Below are 15,274 nucleotides of genomic sequence, written 5' to 3' on the forward strand. Positions count from 1 at the left end.
GGTCATGCCGATCCCGGAGGTGACGGACACGGCCGTCACACCGGGAGCGACCGTGGCGCGGAGGAACTCGCCCTCGGCGTCGGCGTAGACGCCCCGCCAGCGGTGCACGACCGTCAGGTCGCGCACCCCGAGAAGGGCGCGGGTCTCGTCGAGCAGCAGCTCGTCGAGGGGCTCGGACATGCCGAGGTCGAACGGCCCCGGGGTGCGGGCGTAGGCGTGCGTGTCCCCGACGACCAGGTCGCCGTCGGGTCGCTGGGTGAGCATGTGGTTGACGACGGCGTCGAGCATCTCGGGACGCTCGCGGGTCCACCGGGCGCGCAGGGCGCGGGCGCCCTCGGTGCCGGACAGGGCGGGGTAGCGCAGCATCGAGCTACCGGTGAGCACGGCCGGGTCGACGCGGGCCGCGCCCGGTGCGCGGATCTGCAGCATCTGCAGCACGCAGCGCCGCAGGCCTGCGTCGTCGGCGAGCTGCGGGAACAGCCGGTCCAGGTCGTGCCCGGTGCAGACGACGACCCGGTCGCCGAGCACGTCACCGCGGCCGGTGTGCACGACGCCGGTGCCGACACCGAGCACCGGGGTGGACCACAGCATCCGCACGCGGGGCCGGCGGGCCAGCCAGGCCGCGATGGCCGGGGCGGCGGCGCGGGGGTCGATCCGCAGGTCGCCGGGAAGGAACGCGCCGCCGAGCGCACCCGCGACCGGGACCCGGTCGGTGACCCCGGCGGCGTCGAGCAGGACCACCTCGTCGGCGCCGCGCTCGGCGGCCAGCTCGTCGAGCGCGGCGAGCTCCTCCGCCGCGCGGGCGACGACGACCGTGCCGGTCCGCGCCACCGCGAACCCGGCCTCGCGGCCCATCCGCAGCCAGGTCCCGCGGGCCCGCTCGGCGAACGCGAGGGCCTCGCCGGTCTGGGCGGTCACGCAGCCGTGCCCGAAGTTGCGCACCGAGGCTCCGACCGCCCGCTCGTCGCGTTCGACGACGGTGACCGACAGGCCGCGGGCGACCGCCTCGACGGCGTGCGCGAGGCCGACGATGCCGGCACCGACGACGACCAGGTCGCTCGCCGGGGCCGCGGACGGGTCGCTCGATCGGGTCATGGCGGTGACGGTCGCAGCCGGAAACTCATCAATACAAGTGCGCGCTCCGAGCTGTCATGTGCTGTTCATCCGGACATTTCCCGGGCTGTCGGCGGTGGTCGGCCGACCGTCGTCGCAACTTGTACAGTCAGCCCGTGGCCACCCCTCTGCACCGCGCACTGGCCTCGGAGCTGCGGGACCGGATCCGCAGCGGCGCGATCGGCGTGGGCGAGCAGCTGCCGTCCGAGGCGCAGCTGTGCCGGGACTTCTCGGCGTCGCGGGGCCCGGTGCGCCAGGCGCTGGCCGCGCTGCGCGACGAGGGGCTGATCGGCGGTGGGCAGGGCAAGCGGCCGGTCGTGCTCGAGTCCGTCCCGTCGCAGCCGTTCGAGTCGTTCCTGTCGTTCACCCGGCGCGCCGAGCTCACCGGGCACGTCCCCGGCCAGCAGCTGCAGGAGATCGCGCTGCGCCGCCCGGGCCCGACCGTAGCGGCGGCCCTGCAGCTGGACCCGCAGGCCTACGCGGTGCAGCTGCTGCGCCTGCGGCTGCTCGACGACCGCCCGGCGATGCTGGAGCGGATGACCTACGTGGAGGACGTCGGGCGCCCGCTGCTCGACGCCGACCTGAACGCCGGGTCCATCTACGCGCTGCTCAGCGGCGAGGGCGTCGACCTCTACGCGGCCCGGCACACGTTCGACGCCGTGGCCGCCGACGCCACCGACTCCGCCCTGCTCGAGGTGCCGGAAGGGACGCCGCTGCTCCGGGAGCGGCGGCTGACCAGGGACTCCTCGGGACGGCCGCTGGAGTGGTCCGAGGACCGCTACCGACCCGACGTCGCCACGGTGACCGTCACCAACACCCGCAGCACCCGACCGTCGGTGAGCCGCGTCTAGAGCGACGGTACGACGCCCTGGCGCGGCGCGTCCCCGGTGTGCGCCGCGGCGAACGCGTCGTCGAGTGCGTCGAGGCCGAAACGGCCGCCGACCAGCTCCGCGAACGGGTGGCGGTCGTGGTGCGCGGCCAGGAAGTCCACCGCGGTCCGCAGGTCGGCGGGCCGGTAGTTGTGCACGCCGACGACCGAGTGCAGGCCGCGCACCAGCCGTTCGGGGTCCAGCGGCACCTCCTCGCCGGGGGAGACCGACCCGGCGAGGACGGCGGTGCCGCCGACGTCGAGCGCCCCCAGGCAGGTCCGCACGGCGGCGGGAGCACCGGAGAGCTCCACCGCCACGTCGACCGGCCCGTGTTCCGTGGCGTCGGCGGTGACCTCGGCGGCGCCGAACCGCAGAGCGCGCTCGCGGCGGGCGGGGCCCGGGTCCGCCGCGATGACGTGCGCGCCCGCCTGCGCCGCCATCGCGACGGCGGTGACGCCCAGCATTCCCGCCCCGGTGACGAGCACCCGCGCGCCGTCGAGGTCCCCGGCGGCGCCGAGGACGGCCGCGACGGTCGCGGTGGCGCACGAGGCCGGAGCCGCCACGACGTCCGGCACGGCATCGGGCACGGCGACGATCGCGGTGCCCGGGAGCACGATGCAATGGGTGGCGAAACCCCCGGTGAGCGGCTCCGCGTCGTCGAGCGGCTCGTGGCCGTACTTGCGCAGGTGCCGGCACTTCTGCGTCAGGCCGCGCCGACACCGGTCGCAGCGTCCGCAGGACGCGGCGACCGACCAGACGATCCGCGCCCCGGCGGCGACGGCGGACCCGTCGACGCAGCGGGGCGCGTCCGGGCCGACGGCCAGCACGGTGCCCACCTGCTCGTGTCCGAGCACACCGGGCACCGGCGACGGCCGGTCCCCGCGGGCGGAGTGCAGGTCGCTGCCGCACACGGTCGCGAGGTCGATCCGGGCCAGCACCTCACCCGGTCCGGGCGTCTGCGGTGTGGTGGCCGGCACGACGGTGAAACCGCGGCCGACGCCGTCCCAGCGGGCGTAGCGGACGGGGACGACGGCTCGCGCGACGGTCTCTGAGGTCACCCGGGCACCGTAGACATGCGCCGCGCACCGTGACAACAACCTGTATTGATAAGTGTCGTCCGCAACCGGGACGGGAGAGGCCGGGACGGATGCCGACCCGGGGCGGTCCGGACGTGCCGGCCGTCCCGGATCGGGGGCCGTCTCAGTCCTTGAAGACGTCCTTGACCTTCTCGCCGGCCTGCTTCAGGTTGCCCTTGGCCTGGTCGCTCTGGCCCTGGGCCTCGAGCTCCTGGTCGTCGGTGGCCTGCCCGACGGTCTCCTTGGCCTTGCCCTTGAGCTCCTCGGACTTGTTCTCGATCTTGTCGTCGGCAGCCATGTGAACTCCCTCGGGTGGACGGCACCGGCGTGTCCCGATGCCGTCGACCGACTACCCGCATCCGGGTCCGCCGAACCCGGGACGGTCGATCAGACCGGCCGATCAGACCTGGCAGCTGCCGTCGGCGCAGGCGTCGCCGCCGGCCCGTCCGGTGGGGGTGAGCACCGTGAGCGGGTGGGACTCGGCCCACGCGGTGTCGAGCACCTCGCGCAGAGCGTCGGCCGGCTGCGCGCCCGAGACGCCGTACCTCTCGTCGATCACGAAGAACGGGACGCCGGTGATGCCGTACCGGCGGGCCTGCGCCAAATCCTCGGCGACGTCGTCGGCGTGGCGCCCGTCCTCGAGCGCCGCGCGTGCCTTCCCGGCGTCGAGACCGGCCTCGGCGACGAGGCGGACCAGGGTCTCCGGGTCGCCGATCGGCTCGCCGTCGGTGAACGCGGCCCGGAACAGCCTGCCCTTGACCGCGTCCTGCAGCTCGGCTCCGCCGAGCTCGCGGGCCAGGTGCAGCAGCCGGTGGGCGTCGAACGTGTTCCCGTCGCGGGCGATGTCGAAGTGGAACTCCAGCCCGTCCTCGGCGGCGGTGGCCGTCATCGTGGCCTCCATGCCGCGCGCCTTCTCGATGCTCATGCCGTACTTCTCGGCGAGGTGTGCGGCGCGGTCGCCCTCGCGCTCGCGGGGCGCGGTGGGGTCGAGCTGGAAGCTGCGCCACCGCACGTCCACCTCGTCGCGGTGCGCGAACCCGGCGAGCGCCGACTCGAACCGGGCCCTGCCGATCGCGCACCAGGGACAGACGACGTCGGACCAGATCTCCACCTTCATGTCCGGCCCAACGCCGCCCGCCTCCGGCGGCATTCCGCCCGGCCTTCGCCGGCCGGCACCGGTCAGCGCCGGCCGTTGCGGATCAGGTGCACGAACGTCCACGGCAGCGCGACGAACACGCCGGCGACACCGACGACCCCGGCGGCGATGACGATCCCGATGCGGGCGTCGGGGAGCGCCCACACGGCGAACAGGCCCAGCAGCGGCACGGCGACCACGGCCGGCCAGATCAGGGTGCCCAGCCACTTCGCACCGGTGCTCCAGCGCTCGTTCGCCCACATCATGACGACGCCCGCGATCCAGCCGACGACGGGGATCACGAATCCGCCGAGCATCAGGACCAGCACGGTGGCGACGTCGTAGGTCTCGTCGTGACGGGCCGTCTCGGGGCTGTACGCGGCGTCGGGGGCCATGGTGGTCATCTCGTCCTTCAATCCTCGCGGTGTGCTGACCGGACCCACTCTGCTGCGGTCGGGGGCTCCTGCCATCGGACCGCGGACGGAGATCCGCCGGACCCGTCTCGCCCGATCGGACTAGACGGGCCGGCCGCGGCGCTACCCGGACAGGTACTCGTGACCTACACCGGCCGGAGGTCCGGCCGCACGTTCTCGATCCCGGTCGCCTACCGGCGCGAGGGCGACGAGCTGACGATCCCGGTCGAGCTCCCGGACCGGAAGACCTGGTGGCGCAACTTCACCGGCGACGGCGGACCGATCCTCGTCCGGCTCGGCGGCGTCGACCGCGCCGGTCACGGCACCGCCGTGCGGGGTGCCGAGGGAGTCCGGGTCTCGGTGCGCCTCACCCCGGTCTGAGCACCGGATACCGACTTCTGATGATTGGCCGTGCATTGCTGCAACACCGGTGAACACCCGACGACAGATCGGGCGTGACCACTCCGCAGCGCCCGCCGAGCCCGTCCGCATATCCGCACATCACCCCGCCCCGGGTCGAGTGGGGGCCGCCACCGCGCAAGCGCCGCCTCAGGACGTTGCTGGTGACCGTCCTGGTCTCGCTCCTGGCCGGTGGGATCGGGGGATTCGTTCTCGGTCGTGAGAACCCGAGCGACGACGCAGTCCGGGACCGCATCGCCGAGAGGATGGCGGACGCGTTCGTCGGTACCCCCTTCGGCGACGCTCTGACCGGAGCGGGGGCATCGGGTGCGACCGGCGGCGACGCTGCTGCGGATGCCGCCGCGAGCGTCGCCACGCCCGTCACGGTCGGAGCGCCCAACCCCGTCAACTTCGGCGGCACCGACGATTCGCTCACCTTCACGGTGACCGGTGCGACGCGGCAGTCGAACTGCCCCGGTGCACGCGGCGGGATGCTGGTGCTGCGCGTCGACATCGCCACCGGCAGCGTGTTCAACCAGAACGACATGCCGTTCTCCCGGTACAGCTACATCGACCGCGCCGGCGTGACCCATACGAACGTGTCCTCCACCGCGGGAGGCGAGAAGGGCTACGACTCCGACGCCCCCGCGTCGTGCTCCGACGGGCTGCCCGCCGGCCGAGAGATGAAGCCGGACTCGCGTTACACCGGCAGCGTCCTGCTCGACCTGCCGGCCGACGCCACGACCCTCACCTTCAGCGCCAACGACTACGACACGCAGAAGGAATGGACCCTCGAGATTCCCACGGCCTGACCGGTACCGCCCCGGCACCGGACCCGCATCCCCTCCGGCCGGACGAGGACGGGTCCGCGAGGATGGGGCGGTGCAGATCGCTCTCGCTCGTGTCGCCGTCCTGGTCAGCGGGGCGGCGATCCTCGTCGTCGAGACCCTCGCCACCCGACTCGTCGCCCCCTACGTCGGGCTGACCCTGGAGTCGACGACGGCGGTCATCGGCGTCGCGTTGGCCGGCATCGCCTTCGGGGCCGCGCTCGGCGGTCGGCGTGCCGACACCTCCGACCCGCGCCGGGTGGCCGCGGTGGCGCTGGCCGTGGGCGGGCTCGGTGTCCTCGCGGTGCGCCCGCTGGTCCGGCTCGTCGGGCCGCTGCTCGGCAGCGGACCGAGCGCCGCGATCCTGCTCGTCGTCGTGTCCACCCTGGTCTCGGTCACCGCGCTCGCCGCGGTCACCCCGGCCGTCACCCGGGCGCGCCTGGACGGGCTCGAGGGCTCCGGCGGCGTCATCGGGTCGCTGTCGGCCCTGGGCACCATCGGGTCCCTGGCGGGCACCTTCCTGACCGGGTTCGTGCTGGTCGCGCTGCTGCCGGTGAGTGCGATCCTGCTGGTCACCGCGGCCGCGTGCCTGGTGCTCGCCCTCGTGGTCGCGACGACGCGGACCCGGCGGGAGATCGTCAACGTCTCGGGCTCCGCGGCCGTGCTGGCGGCGCTGCTGGTCGCGGTCCCCGGCCGGTGCGATGTGGACACCACCTACTACTGCGCGAGCGTCGTCCCGGGGGACCGGCCGACCGAGCGCATTCTCGTCCTCGACGACCTGCAGCACTCCGCGGTCGACCTCGCGGACCCGGCGCGCCTGCGGTTCGCCTACACCCAGCGCTTCGCCGACGCCGTCGACACCGCGTTCCCGGCGGGCCGGCCGCTGTCGGCGGTGCACGTCGGCGGCGGCGGGTTCACGATGCCGCGCCGGCTCGCCGCGACCCGGCCGGGCAGCACCTCGACGGTGCTCGAGCTCGACCGCGGCGTCGTCGAGCTGGGGGAGCGCGAGCTCGGCGTCGGGACCATCCCCGGGCTGACCATCCGGGTCGGCGACGCCCGGACCGGGCTGGCCGCGCTCCCGGACGCCTCCGCCGACCTCGTCGTCGGCGACGCGTTCGGGGCCCGGTCGGTGCCCTGGCACCTGGCGACCGCCGAGTTCGTCGACGAGGTGCACCGGGTGCTGCGCCCGGGCGGGCTCTACGTGGTGAACGTGATCGACCGGGACCCGCTCGCGCTGCTGCGCGCCGTGACGGCCACGGTCGACGACCGGTTCGGCTCGGTCGCGGTGATGGCCCGGCCCGAGCAGCTCGCCCCCGGTGGCGGCGGCAACGCGGTGGTCGTGGTCTCCGACCGCGGCATCGACACGGCCGCGCTCGCGGCCCGGGCGGCGGCGCGCGGCGAGCCGGGGTCGGTCCTGGACCCGGCCCGGACCCGGGCGCTGGTCGGCGACGCCGCGATCCTCACCGACGACGACGCGCCGGTTGACCAGCTCGCGAGCTGGGGCCGGTAGGCACGTCCGGGCGGGACCCGGACCGGCCGTCCCGTCAGCCGGCTCCGGCGCCCACCCCGGCGACACCGGCCGCTCCGGCCGGACGGTTCGCGGCGCCCGAGGACGCGGCGGGGGCCGCGGTCGTGGACGCGGTCGGGGCGGTGGCCCGGCGGGCACGCAGCTTCGCGAGCAGGCTCGAGTCCGGGCGGTCGGCAAGGGCCGAGGTGAAGCGGTCGAGGAAGATCGCCACAATGACGACGGCGAGACCACCCTCGATACCGGCCGCGATGTCGAGCTGGGTCACCGCGCTGACCACGATCGTCCCCAGGCCGTCGGCGCCCGCGAGCCCGGCGACGACCACCATCGACAGCGCGAGCATGATTACCTGGTTGACGCCGGCCATGATCGAGGGCAGTGCCATCGGCAGCTGCACTTCGCGCAGGATCTGGCGCGGGTGCGCGCCGAACGCGTGCGCCGCCTCGACCACTTCGGAATCGACGCCGCGGATGCCGAGCTCGGTGAGCCGCACCGCGGGGGCGATCGAGAACACGATGGTCGCGACGATGCCCGGTACCACCCCGATGCCGAACAACAGCACCACGGGGATCAGGTACACGAACGCCGGGATCGTCTGCATGGTGTCCAGCACCGGGCGCAGGCTCCGGCTCGCCGCCCGGCTGCGGGCCGCCCAGATGCCGAGCGGAACCCCGATCGCGGCCGCGATCAGGGCCGCGACGAGCACCAGGCCGAAGGTCTCCATCGTCTCGGTCCACAGGTCGAACGACGACACCAGGGCGAACCCGAGCAGCGCGAACACCGCGAACCCGACTCCCCGCACCAGCAACGCCAGCACCACCAGCAGCGCGAGCCAGAGCCACCACGGCGGTGCGGTGAACACGACCGTCACGGCCTCGACCACTGCGGTGATCACTGCGCCGATGCCGTCGAACAGGGCGCCGGCGTTCTGGAGCAGCCATAGAATGAAGGCCTCGACGTAGCTTCCGAGCTCGAACCTGGGCATCAGACGTTCCCGTTCCGGTCGTGGGTGGAGTCGGAATGTGTCGCCGCGGGGTGTGTCGCCTCGGGGTGAGTGGACAGCGCGGCCAGGACCGCGCCGCGGGGGACGACACCGGTCAGCCGGCCGCCGTCGACGACCGCGAGCGGGACCGGGTTGCGGCCGACCTGGTGCAGCAGGTCGATCAGCGGCCGGTCCGGTTCGGTGGTGCGGTACTCCTCGACCAGCGCGGACCGGTCGATGCTCGTGGCCCCGGTGGCGGCCGCGTGGCCCAGCCGGTCGTCGCGGATGACACCGAGGATGCGGTGCTCGGAGTCGACGACGTAGGCGCCGGTGGCCTCGGCCTTCCCGAGACGCACGAGCACGTCGGAGGGCCGTTCGTCGAGCGTGACGGTGATCCGCGGCTCGTGGATCACGTCGGTGGCGGTGAGCACCCGGCTTCGGTCGACGTCGGAGACGAACTCGGCCACGTAGTCGTCGGCGGGCGAGGCGAGGATCTCCGGGCCGGTGCCGACCTGGACCAGGCGGCCGTCCTTGAGCAGCAGGATCCGGTCGCCGAGCAGCATCGCCTCGTTGAGGTCGTGGGTGATGAACACGATCGTCTTGCGCAGCTCGCGCTGCAGGCGGACCAGCAGCTTCTGCATGTCCCGTCGGATCAGCGGGTCCAGGGCGGAGTACGGCTCGTCCATCAGCAGCACGTCGGTGTCGCTGGCCAGCGCGCGGGCCAGTCCCACGCGCTGCTGCATGCCCCCGGACAGCTGGCCGGGCAGGGCGTCGGCGCGGTCGCCGAGGCCGACCTGTTCGAGCGCCCATTCGGCGGTCCGGCGGCGCTCGGCGGCGTCCACCCCGCGGATCTGCAGCCCGTACTCGGCGTTCTGCGCGACGGTGCGGTGCGGCAGCAGCGCGAAGTGTTGGAAGACCATGCTCATCCGCTCGTTGCGCAGCGTGCGCAGGTCGCCGTCGCCGAGCGAGCCGAGGTCGCGGCCGTCCACGTCGATCGTCCCGGAGGTGGGCTCGATCAGCCGGTTCAGCAGCCGGACCAGTGTGGACTTGCCGGAACCCGAGAGCCCCATGATCACGAACAGCTCGCCGGGCGCGATGTCGAACGACACGTCGTGCACGGCCAGGGTCGCGCCGGTGCGCTCCTGGATCTCTCTGCGGCCGACGCCGTCGGCGGCCAGCGCCACGGCCTCGTCGGCCGAGGAGCCGGAGCCGAACACCTTGGTCAGGTCCTCGACCCGGATCATCGGCGACGCCGTACCGGTCGCCACCGGCGCCTTCTCGTCCAGTGTGCTCATGTCGCTGCTCCCACCCACTTGCGGACGGCCTCGGGGTGACGGGCGACGTAGTCGCGGGCCACCGCCTCGACGTCCTCGTTGTCCAGGTCGACCCGCTTCAACATCTCTTCGACGTCGGCCACCGGGATCTCGAAGCGCTCGAGCATCGCGACGAACTTCGGGGCCGAGGTCTGCAGTTCCTTGCTGGCGGCGGTCCAGGCCGCGTAGTCCGGCATCGCGCACGCGCCGTCGCCGGTGTCGAAGCAGCCCTCCTTCGGCGGCGTCGGTTCGTCGAGCCTGGTCATCTCGAACTCCTGGAACACGTAGTGCGGGTGGTAGAGGTAGACCAGGATCGGCGCGCGGCGCTCGTAGGATCGGCGCAGCTCGGCGAGCTGCGCGGCCTCGCTGGATGCCACCTGTTCCAGGTTCAGCTTGTAGCCGGACAGGCGCTTCGCGTTCTGCTCGGTGGTCAGGAAGCTCGGGTCGGAGTCGATCAGCTTGCCGTCCAGCGCCGCCGCGTAGTCGTTGAGCTGGGACACGCTGCGCAGCCCGGCCAGCGGCTGACCCGGCGCGGTGGCGTAGGTCGGCACGTACCAGCCCTGCTCGGCGCCGCCGTAGGTCTGGTGGACCATGTCGATCCGGGCGGCGGCCTTGGCCGAGAGCTCCTTCTGGTTCGGCATCGCGACCTCGGAGAGCAGGTCCACGTCGCCGCGCTGGGCCCCGGCCCACGCCGTCGCCGGGCCGACCTGGATCGTCTTGAACTCGTCGACGCCCAGCTCCGGGTGGGTGGCGGCGAGCTCGCCGAGGATCGCGTTGGTCAGCTTCGCCGCGCTCCAGGGGAACTGCGCGGCCCGGACGGTGACGCCGCCGTCCTGCCCGGGCGCGCCGCACGCGGCCAGAGCCGCGACGACCAGTGCCAGCGCGAGCACCAGGCGTCCCGTGCGCGACGGGGCCGACCGGTGCCGGGACGGCCCGCCCGTCGGGCGGGGGGAGGGTTTCATCGGGCGACGGTACTGTTATCGAGCATCTCGACGCCGAGTGGACCGTCGCCGCGCAGCGTCACGCGGTGCATCACCCGCCGGGCGCCGCCGTAGTCGCGGTTCGCGTAGTGCGCGGTGGACCGGTTGTCCCACATCGCGACATCGCCGGCGGCCCAGCGGTGCCGGACGATGTGCTCGGGCTTGGTGAGGTGGGCGTAGAACAGGTCCAGCAGGTGCCGGCTCTCCGCCTCCGACACCCCGACGATCCGGGTGGTGAAGCCCGGGTTCACGAACAGCGAGCGCCGCCCGGTCTCCGGGTGCACCCGCACCACCGGGTGCACGACCGGTTCGAGCGTGGTGACGGTCTCGCCCTCCCACTCGCTGCCCCGGCCCTGCTGGCGCTGCAGGAGCCGCTCGCCGAAGTCGCGGAAGCCGTCGTGCTCGGCGGAGAGCTCGTCGGCCAGGCGCGCCACGGCGGGCGAGAGCGAGGCGTAGGCCAGCTCCAGGTCGGCCCAGTTCGTGTCGCCGCCCGAGGGCGGCAGGGTGACCGCGCGCAGGATCGAGCCCAGCGGCGGGCGCTTCATGAACGTGACGTCGGTGTGCCAGACGTCGGAGAAGCCGTCGTCGGCGCTGTCCAGGGCGTAGATCTCGGTGTGCGCGTCGTCGAGGCCCGGCACGACCGGATGCGAGGCGGTCAGCTCACCGAGCCGGTTGCCGAGGCGGACCTGGGCGTCCGGGTCGAGGGTCTGACGGGCGAAGAACAGCACCTTGTGCGCGGTCAGCGCGGCGCGCACGTCCGCGACCACGGCGTCGTCGGCGGTGGCCAGGTCGAGGCCGTGCACGAGCGCGCCGAACCCGGGGCCGAGCGGCTCCAGGTCGAGGCTGCCCGTCGGGGGCGGCGTGGTCAGGGTGGCGCTGGACACTGTGGCTCCTCAGGAGGGGACGTACCGGTGCGGACCGTGGATGGTCAGGACGGCGGGTGGTCAGGGCGCGGCGGCGAGCAGGGGGTGCGCGTCGCCGGGGCGGGCGAGTACGCCGCGGCGGTCCAGCTCGGGCAGCACGCCCTCGCCGACCCGGTAGGCCTCCTCCAGGTGCGGGTAGCCGGACAGCACGAACTCGTCGATGCCGAGCGCGTGGTACTCCTCGATCCGGTCGGCCACCTCGGCGTGGCTGCCGACCAGCGCGGTGCCGGCGCCGCCGCGGACCAGGCCGACCCCGGCCCACAGGTTGGGGCTGATCTCGAGCCGGTCCGGTGAGCCGCCGTGCAGCGCGAGCATCCGCTGCTGGCCCACCGACTGGCTCGCACCGAGCGTGGCCTGCGCCTTCTCCACCTCGGCCGGGTCGAGCGCGTCGAGCAGGCGTTGCGCCTCTGCCCAGGCCTCGGCGGAGGTGTCGCGGGTGATCACGTGCAGGCGGATGCCGAAGCGCGGCGTGCGGCCCTGCGCGGCGGCGAGCTCGCGCACCCGGCCGATCTTCTCGGCCACCTGCGCCGGCGGCTCGCCCCAGGTCAGGTAGACGTCGGCGTGCCGGGCGGCGACCGGCAGCGCCGCGTCGGAGGACCCGCCGAAGTAGATCGGCGGCACCGGGTCCGGCGCGGCCAGCGTGGTGGCCCCGGCGACCTCGTAGTGCTCGCCGGCGAAGTCGGCGGGCTCGGCACCCCAGGCCGCGCGCAGCACGGAGAGGAACTCGTCGGTGCGCGCGTAGCGCTCGTCGTGGACGGCCCAGTCACCGAAACGGCGCTGCTCCACCGCGTCGCCGCCGGTGACGATGTTGAGCATCAGCCGGCCGCCGGAGATCCGCTGGTACGTGCTGGCCATCTGCGCGGCCAACGTCGGCGAGAGCACGCCGGGCCGGAACGCGACGAGGTAGCGCAGTGTGCGGGTCTCGCGCAGCAGCGCCGCGGTGGTGAGCCAGGCGTCCTCGCAGAACGTCCCGGTCGGGGTGAGCACGCCGTGGAAACCGAGCGTCTCCGCCGCCCGGGCGATCTGGGCGAGGTAGTCGACGTCGGCGGCGCGCTGGGTGGTGCCGGCCTCGCCGCGGTCGGCGTGCCGGCGGGCGACGATGGTGCGCCCGTCGCCGGAGGTGGGCAGGAACCAGTGCGGGACGATGCTCATGAGGTGCTCCTTCCGGAGGCCGGGGTCTGTGCTGCCGGGGTCTGTGCTGCCAGGATTTGGGCCTCGAAGCGGCGGTCCACGAAGTCGGCGAACCGCACGCGGCCGGGGATGACGCCGGCGTCGCTGAACGCGTCGGCGAGGTCCTGCTCGGAGCCGACCAGCGCGTCGTCCATCGGGACCGGGGTGTCCGGGCCGCGGTCGGCGGCCAGGGTGGTCACCGGCAGCGGGAGCTTCGTCTCCTCGCTCCACACCTTCGCCCGCCCGGCGCGGTCGACGTTCGAGTAGCGCTGGGCCTGCGCGATCCGGGCCAGCAGGTCGCCGACGGCGGCCTGGCGGGCCGGGTCGGCCAGCGCCGCGTTCGAGGCGACCTGGAAGTTGTAGCCGTTCGCGGTGCCCTGCCCGGTGGCGATCGTGCGGGCACCGGCCTGCAGCTGGGCCTGCGCGGTGTAGGGGTCCCAGGTGGACCAGGCGTCGACCTCGCCCTGCTGGAACGCGGCGAAGGCGTCGGCGGGGGCGAGGAACGTGACGTCGACGTCGTCGAGGCTCATCCCGGCCGCGCGCAGCGTGTGGAGCAGCTGCCCGTGCGCGGAGCTGCCCTTGGCCACCGCGATCCGCTTGCCCCGCAGGTCGGCGACCGTGCGCAGCGGCGAGTCCCGGGGCGCCAGGATCGCGTCGCTGTCGACGTTGCCCTGCGCCGCCGCGACGATCTGCACCCGGGCCCGCGCCGCCGCAGCGAAGATCACCGGCGTGTTGCCGGTCCCGCCGACGTCGATCGCGCCGGCCCGGGCCGCCTCGATCAGCGGCGGCCCGGAGGTGAACGTCGACCACTCGACCCTGTACGGCAGGTCGTCGAGCAGTCCGGCCGCGGCGAGCAGCGACCGGGACCCGCCCTTCTGGTCGCCGACCTTGAGCGTGACCCCGGCCAGCGCGGCGGGCTCGACCGGCGGCTGCACCGGTGGCCTGGCGCGCGGGACCGAGGAGCACCCCGCGGCCAGCACGGCGAGCAGCACGAGGAACGCGACGGCGAGCGGCCCCGGTCTCCCGCCGGCGCGCTCAGGCCGCATCGTCGGCCACCCCGAGCTCGGAGAGCACGGCACGGCGCAGGTCGGCGACCCGTTCCGTGGACCGCGGGCGCACGCCGGGGGAGTGCTCGGCGACGATGGCGCCCTCGGCCAGCACGAGGACCCGGTCGGCCAGCAGCAGCGCCTCGTCGACGTCGTGGGTGACCAGCAGGATCCCCGGCCGGTGCCGCTCCCACAGGTCGAGCACGAGGCGGTGCATCGCGATCCGGGTCAGGGCGTCCAGGGCGCCGAACGGCTCGTCGAGCAGCAGCAGGTCCGGTTCGCGGACCAGGGCCCGGGCCAGCGACGCCCGCTGGGCCTCGCCGCCGGACAGGGTCAGCGGCCACGCCTGCGCGTGCCCGTCCAGCCCGACCTCGGCCAGCGACCGGTCCACCACCTCGGCGGCGTCGGGGCGGTCCAGGCCGAGCACGACGTTGTCGCGCACCGAGCGCCACGGCAGCAGCCGCGGCTCCTGGAACGCCATCGACACCGAGCCGGGCACCCGGATGTCGCCGGAGACGCCGTCGCCCGCGGTGTCGTCGAGCCCGGCCAGCACGCGCAGCAGGGTGCTCTTCCCGGAGCCGCTGCGTCCCAGCAGCGCGACGAACTCCCCGTCGCCGACGGTGAGGTCGAGGCCGTCGAGGACGCGGCGCCCGGAGAACTCGCGGACCAGGCCGGTGACCCGCGCCGTCGTCGTGGCGCTCATCCGGTCACCGCCGCCGGGCGCCAGCGCAGCGCGCGGCGCTCGAGGCGGCGGACCAGGGCGTCGGTGCCCAGGCCGAGCAGGGCGTAGACCACCAGCCCGACCACGATCACGTCGGTGCGCAGGAACTCCCGCGCGTTCATGATCATGTAGCCGAGCCCGGCGTCGGCCGAGACGGTCTCCGCGACCACGATCGAGAGCCAGGCGATGCCCAGCGCCAGCCGCAGCCCGGTCAGCGTGCTCGGCATCGCACCGGGCAGCACGACGTGGCGCAGGCGCTCGGAGCGGCTGAAGCCCAGCACCCGGGTCGCCTCGATCAGCTTCGGGTCCACGCCACGCACCCCGGCGTGCACGTTCAGGTACATCGGGAACAGCACCCCGAGCGCGACGAGCAGGATCTTCGGGGTCTCGTCCACTCCGAACCACAGGATGAACAGCGGCACCAGGGCCAGGTGCGGCAGCGTCCGCAGCATCTGCACCGGCGGGTCGACGAGGTGGTCGCCCCAGCGGGAGAGCCCGGAGAGCAGGCCGAGACCGACCCCGGCGGCGAGCCCGAGGGCCACGCCCGCGGCCACCCGCAGCAGCGAGACCACCAGGCCCTCCGGGAGCTCGCCGCTGGCCGTGACGTCGACGGCGGCGGTCACCACCCGCCACGGGGAGGCCAGCTCGTCCTCGGCGAGCAGGCCGGTGCCCGAGGCGAGCTGCCAGGCCACGAGGACCGCGACGGGGCTGATCCAGCGCCGCCACTCGAAGCGGGCCCGCGGCGGCGACGGTGAGGGCGGGACGTCGTGCCGGTCGGCGGC

The 15,274-nt window shown here is 74.1% G+C and carries 17 protein-coding genes; 4 read left to right on the forward strand and 13 right to left on the reverse strand.

The features are described 5' to 3' along the window. The coding region (locus I4I78_RS19760; RefSeq protein ID WP_218612885.1) for a TIGR03364 family FAD-dependent oxidoreductase at positions 1–1,095 on the reverse strand (1,095 nt) is incomplete at its 3' end. Positions 1,096–1,229: 134 nt separating this feature from the next. On the opposite strand from I4I78_RS19760, the gene I4I78_RS19765 reads away from it, so the two are divergent. Beyond that, positions 1,230–1,964: a GntR family transcriptional regulator gene (locus I4I78_RS19765; protein WP_218612886.1), complete on the forward strand. Its 735-nt coding sequence runs from the start codon at positions 1,230–1,232 to the stop codon at positions 1,962–1,964. Here I4I78_RS19765 and I4I78_RS19770 read toward each other — a convergent pair. The 4 genes from I4I78_RS19770 to I4I78_RS19785 form a co-directional block, all read right to left on the reverse strand. Further along, on the reverse strand, positions 1,961–3,040 hold the full coding sequence (locus I4I78_RS19770; protein ID WP_218612887.1) for a zinc-binding dehydrogenase: 1,080 nt from the start codon (positions 3,038–3,040) through the stop codon (positions 1,961–1,963). The genes I4I78_RS19765 and I4I78_RS19770 overlap by 4 nt on opposite strands. A 142-nt stretch (positions 3,041–3,182) precedes the next feature. Next, complete coding sequence (locus I4I78_RS19775; protein WP_218612888.1) at positions 3,183–3,356, reverse strand: CsbD family protein; 174 nt, start codon at positions 3,354–3,356, stop codon at positions 3,183–3,185. A gap of 102 nt (positions 3,357–3,458) precedes the next feature. After that, positions 3,459–4,175, reverse strand: coding sequence for a DsbA family oxidoreductase (locus tag I4I78_RS19780; RefSeq protein ID WP_218612889.1), 717 nt, complete (start codon positions 4,173–4,175; stop codon positions 3,459–3,461). 62 nt (positions 4,176–4,237) lie between these two features. After that, on the reverse strand, positions 4,238–4,597 hold the full coding sequence (locus I4I78_RS19785; RefSeq protein ID WP_218612890.1) for a hypothetical protein: 360 nt from the start codon (positions 4,595–4,597) through the stop codon (positions 4,238–4,240). 150 nt (positions 4,598–4,747) lie between these two features. Between I4I78_RS19785 and I4I78_RS19790 the strand changes: the two genes are divergently transcribed. From I4I78_RS19790 to I4I78_RS19800, 3 genes are all read left to right on the forward strand, one after another. Next, positions 4,748–4,987, forward strand: a complete 240-nt coding sequence (locus I4I78_RS19790; RefSeq protein WP_218612891.1) for a hypothetical protein — start codon at positions 4,748–4,750, stop codon at positions 4,985–4,987. Positions 4,988–5,169: 182 nt separating this feature from the next. Continuing rightward, positions 5,170–5,817: a hypothetical protein gene (locus tag I4I78_RS19795; protein WP_218612892.1), complete on the forward strand. Its 648-nt coding sequence runs from the start codon at positions 5,170–5,172 to the stop codon at positions 5,815–5,817. Between the two features lie 70 nt (positions 5,818–5,887). Then, positions 5,888–7,342: a fused MFS/spermidine synthase gene (locus I4I78_RS19800; protein ID WP_218612893.1), complete on the forward strand. Its 1,455-nt coding sequence runs from the start codon at positions 5,888–5,890 to the stop codon at positions 7,340–7,342. Positions 7,343–7,376: 34 nt separating this feature from the next. Here I4I78_RS19800 and I4I78_RS19805 read toward each other — a convergent pair whose 3' ends face one another. From I4I78_RS19805 to I4I78_RS19840, 8 genes are read right to left on the reverse strand one after another with little or no spacing between them, the layout of a single operon-like run. Beyond that, entirely contained in the window at positions 7,377–8,342 is a 966-nt protein-coding gene (locus I4I78_RS19805; protein ID WP_218612894.1) for a proline/glycine betaine ABC transporter permease, read from the reverse strand. Beyond that, a complete protein-coding gene (locus tag I4I78_RS19810) occupies positions 8,342–9,634 on the reverse strand; it encodes a glycine betaine/L-proline ABC transporter ATP-binding protein (protein WP_308252235.1) in 1,293 nt (430 codons plus the stop codon). Before I4I78_RS19810 ends, I4I78_RS19805 begins: the two co-directional genes overlap by 1 nt. After that, positions 9,631–10,614 carry a glycine betaine ABC transporter substrate-binding protein gene (locus tag I4I78_RS19815; RefSeq protein WP_218612895.1) on the reverse strand — a complete coding sequence of 328 codons (984 nt, stop codon included), beginning with the start codon at positions 10,612–10,614 and terminating at the stop codon, positions 9,631–9,633. The genes I4I78_RS19810 and I4I78_RS19815 overlap by 4 nt, the downstream gene beginning before the upstream one ends. After that, entirely contained in the window at positions 10,611–11,516 is a 906-nt protein-coding gene (locus tag I4I78_RS19820) for a TauD/TfdA family dioxygenase (protein WP_308252236.1), read from the reverse strand. The genes I4I78_RS19815 and I4I78_RS19820 overlap by 4 nt, the downstream gene beginning before the upstream one ends. Before the next feature lie 60 nt (positions 11,517–11,576). Continuing rightward, positions 11,577–12,707, reverse strand: coding sequence for an LLM class flavin-dependent oxidoreductase (locus tag I4I78_RS19825; RefSeq protein ID WP_218612896.1), 1,131 nt, complete (start codon positions 12,705–12,707; stop codon positions 11,577–11,579). Further along, entirely contained in the window at positions 12,704–13,771 is a 1,068-nt protein-coding gene (locus I4I78_RS19830) for an ABC transporter substrate-binding protein (RefSeq protein ID WP_218612897.1), read from the reverse strand. Before I4I78_RS19830 ends, I4I78_RS19825 begins: the two co-directional genes overlap by 4 nt. Continuing rightward, positions 13,761–14,474: an ABC transporter ATP-binding protein gene (locus I4I78_RS19835; protein WP_218612898.1), complete on the reverse strand. Its 714-nt coding sequence runs from the start codon at positions 14,472–14,474 to the stop codon at positions 13,761–13,763. Before I4I78_RS19835 ends, I4I78_RS19830 begins: the two co-directional genes overlap by 11 nt. Beyond that, positions 14,471–15,205 (reverse strand): ABC transporter permease subunit, encoded by a 735-nt coding sequence (locus tag I4I78_RS19840; RefSeq protein ID WP_218612901.1) that lies wholly within the window; start codon positions 15,203–15,205, stop codon positions 14,471–14,473. The genes I4I78_RS19835 and I4I78_RS19840 overlap by 4 nt, the downstream gene beginning before the upstream one ends. Positions 15,206–15,274: the final 69 nt, after the last annotated feature.

This window comes from Pseudonocardia sp. KRD291 (genome assembly GCF_019263595.1).
Classification (GTDB): domain Bacteria; phylum Actinomycetota; class Actinomycetes; order Mycobacteriales; family Pseudonocardiaceae; genus Pseudonocardia.

Bases quoted from the DNA above. Each gene is read 5' to 3' on its own strand.
- I4I78_RS19775 (WP_218612888.1), bottom strand. From the start codon at position 3,356: ATGGCTGCCGACGACAAGATCGAGAACAAGTCCGAGGAGCTCAAGGGC.
- I4I78_RS19815 (WP_218612895.1), bottom strand. From the start codon at position 10,614: ATGAAACCCTCCCCCCGCCCGACGGGCGGGCCGTCCCGGCACCGGTCG.
- I4I78_RS19810 (WP_308252235.1), bottom strand. From the start codon at position 9,634: ATGAGCACACTGGACGAGAAGGCGCCGGTGGCGACCGGTACGGCGTCG.
- I4I78_RS19805 (WP_218612894.1), bottom strand. From the start codon at position 8,342: ATGCCCAGGTTCGAGCTCGGAAGCTACGTCGAGGCCTTCATTCTATGG.
- I4I78_RS19830 (WP_218612897.1), bottom strand. From the start codon at position 13,771: ATGCGGCCTGAGCGCGCCGGCGGGAGACCGGGGCCGCTCGCCGTCGCG.
- I4I78_RS19825 (WP_218612896.1), bottom strand. From the start codon at position 12,707: ATGAGCATCGTCCCGCACTGGTTCCTGCCCACCTCCGGCGACGGGCGC.
- I4I78_RS19835 (WP_218612898.1), bottom strand. From the start codon at position 14,474: ATGAGCGCCACGACGACGGCGCGGGTCACCGGCCTGGTCCGCGAGTTC.
- I4I78_RS19780 (WP_218612889.1), bottom strand. From the start codon at position 4,175: ATGAAGGTGGAGATCTGGTCCGACGTCGTCTGTCCCTGGTGCGCGATC.
- I4I78_RS19785 (WP_218612890.1), bottom strand. From the start codon at position 4,597: ATGACCACCATGGCCCCCGACGCCGCGTACAGCCCCGAGACGGCCCGT.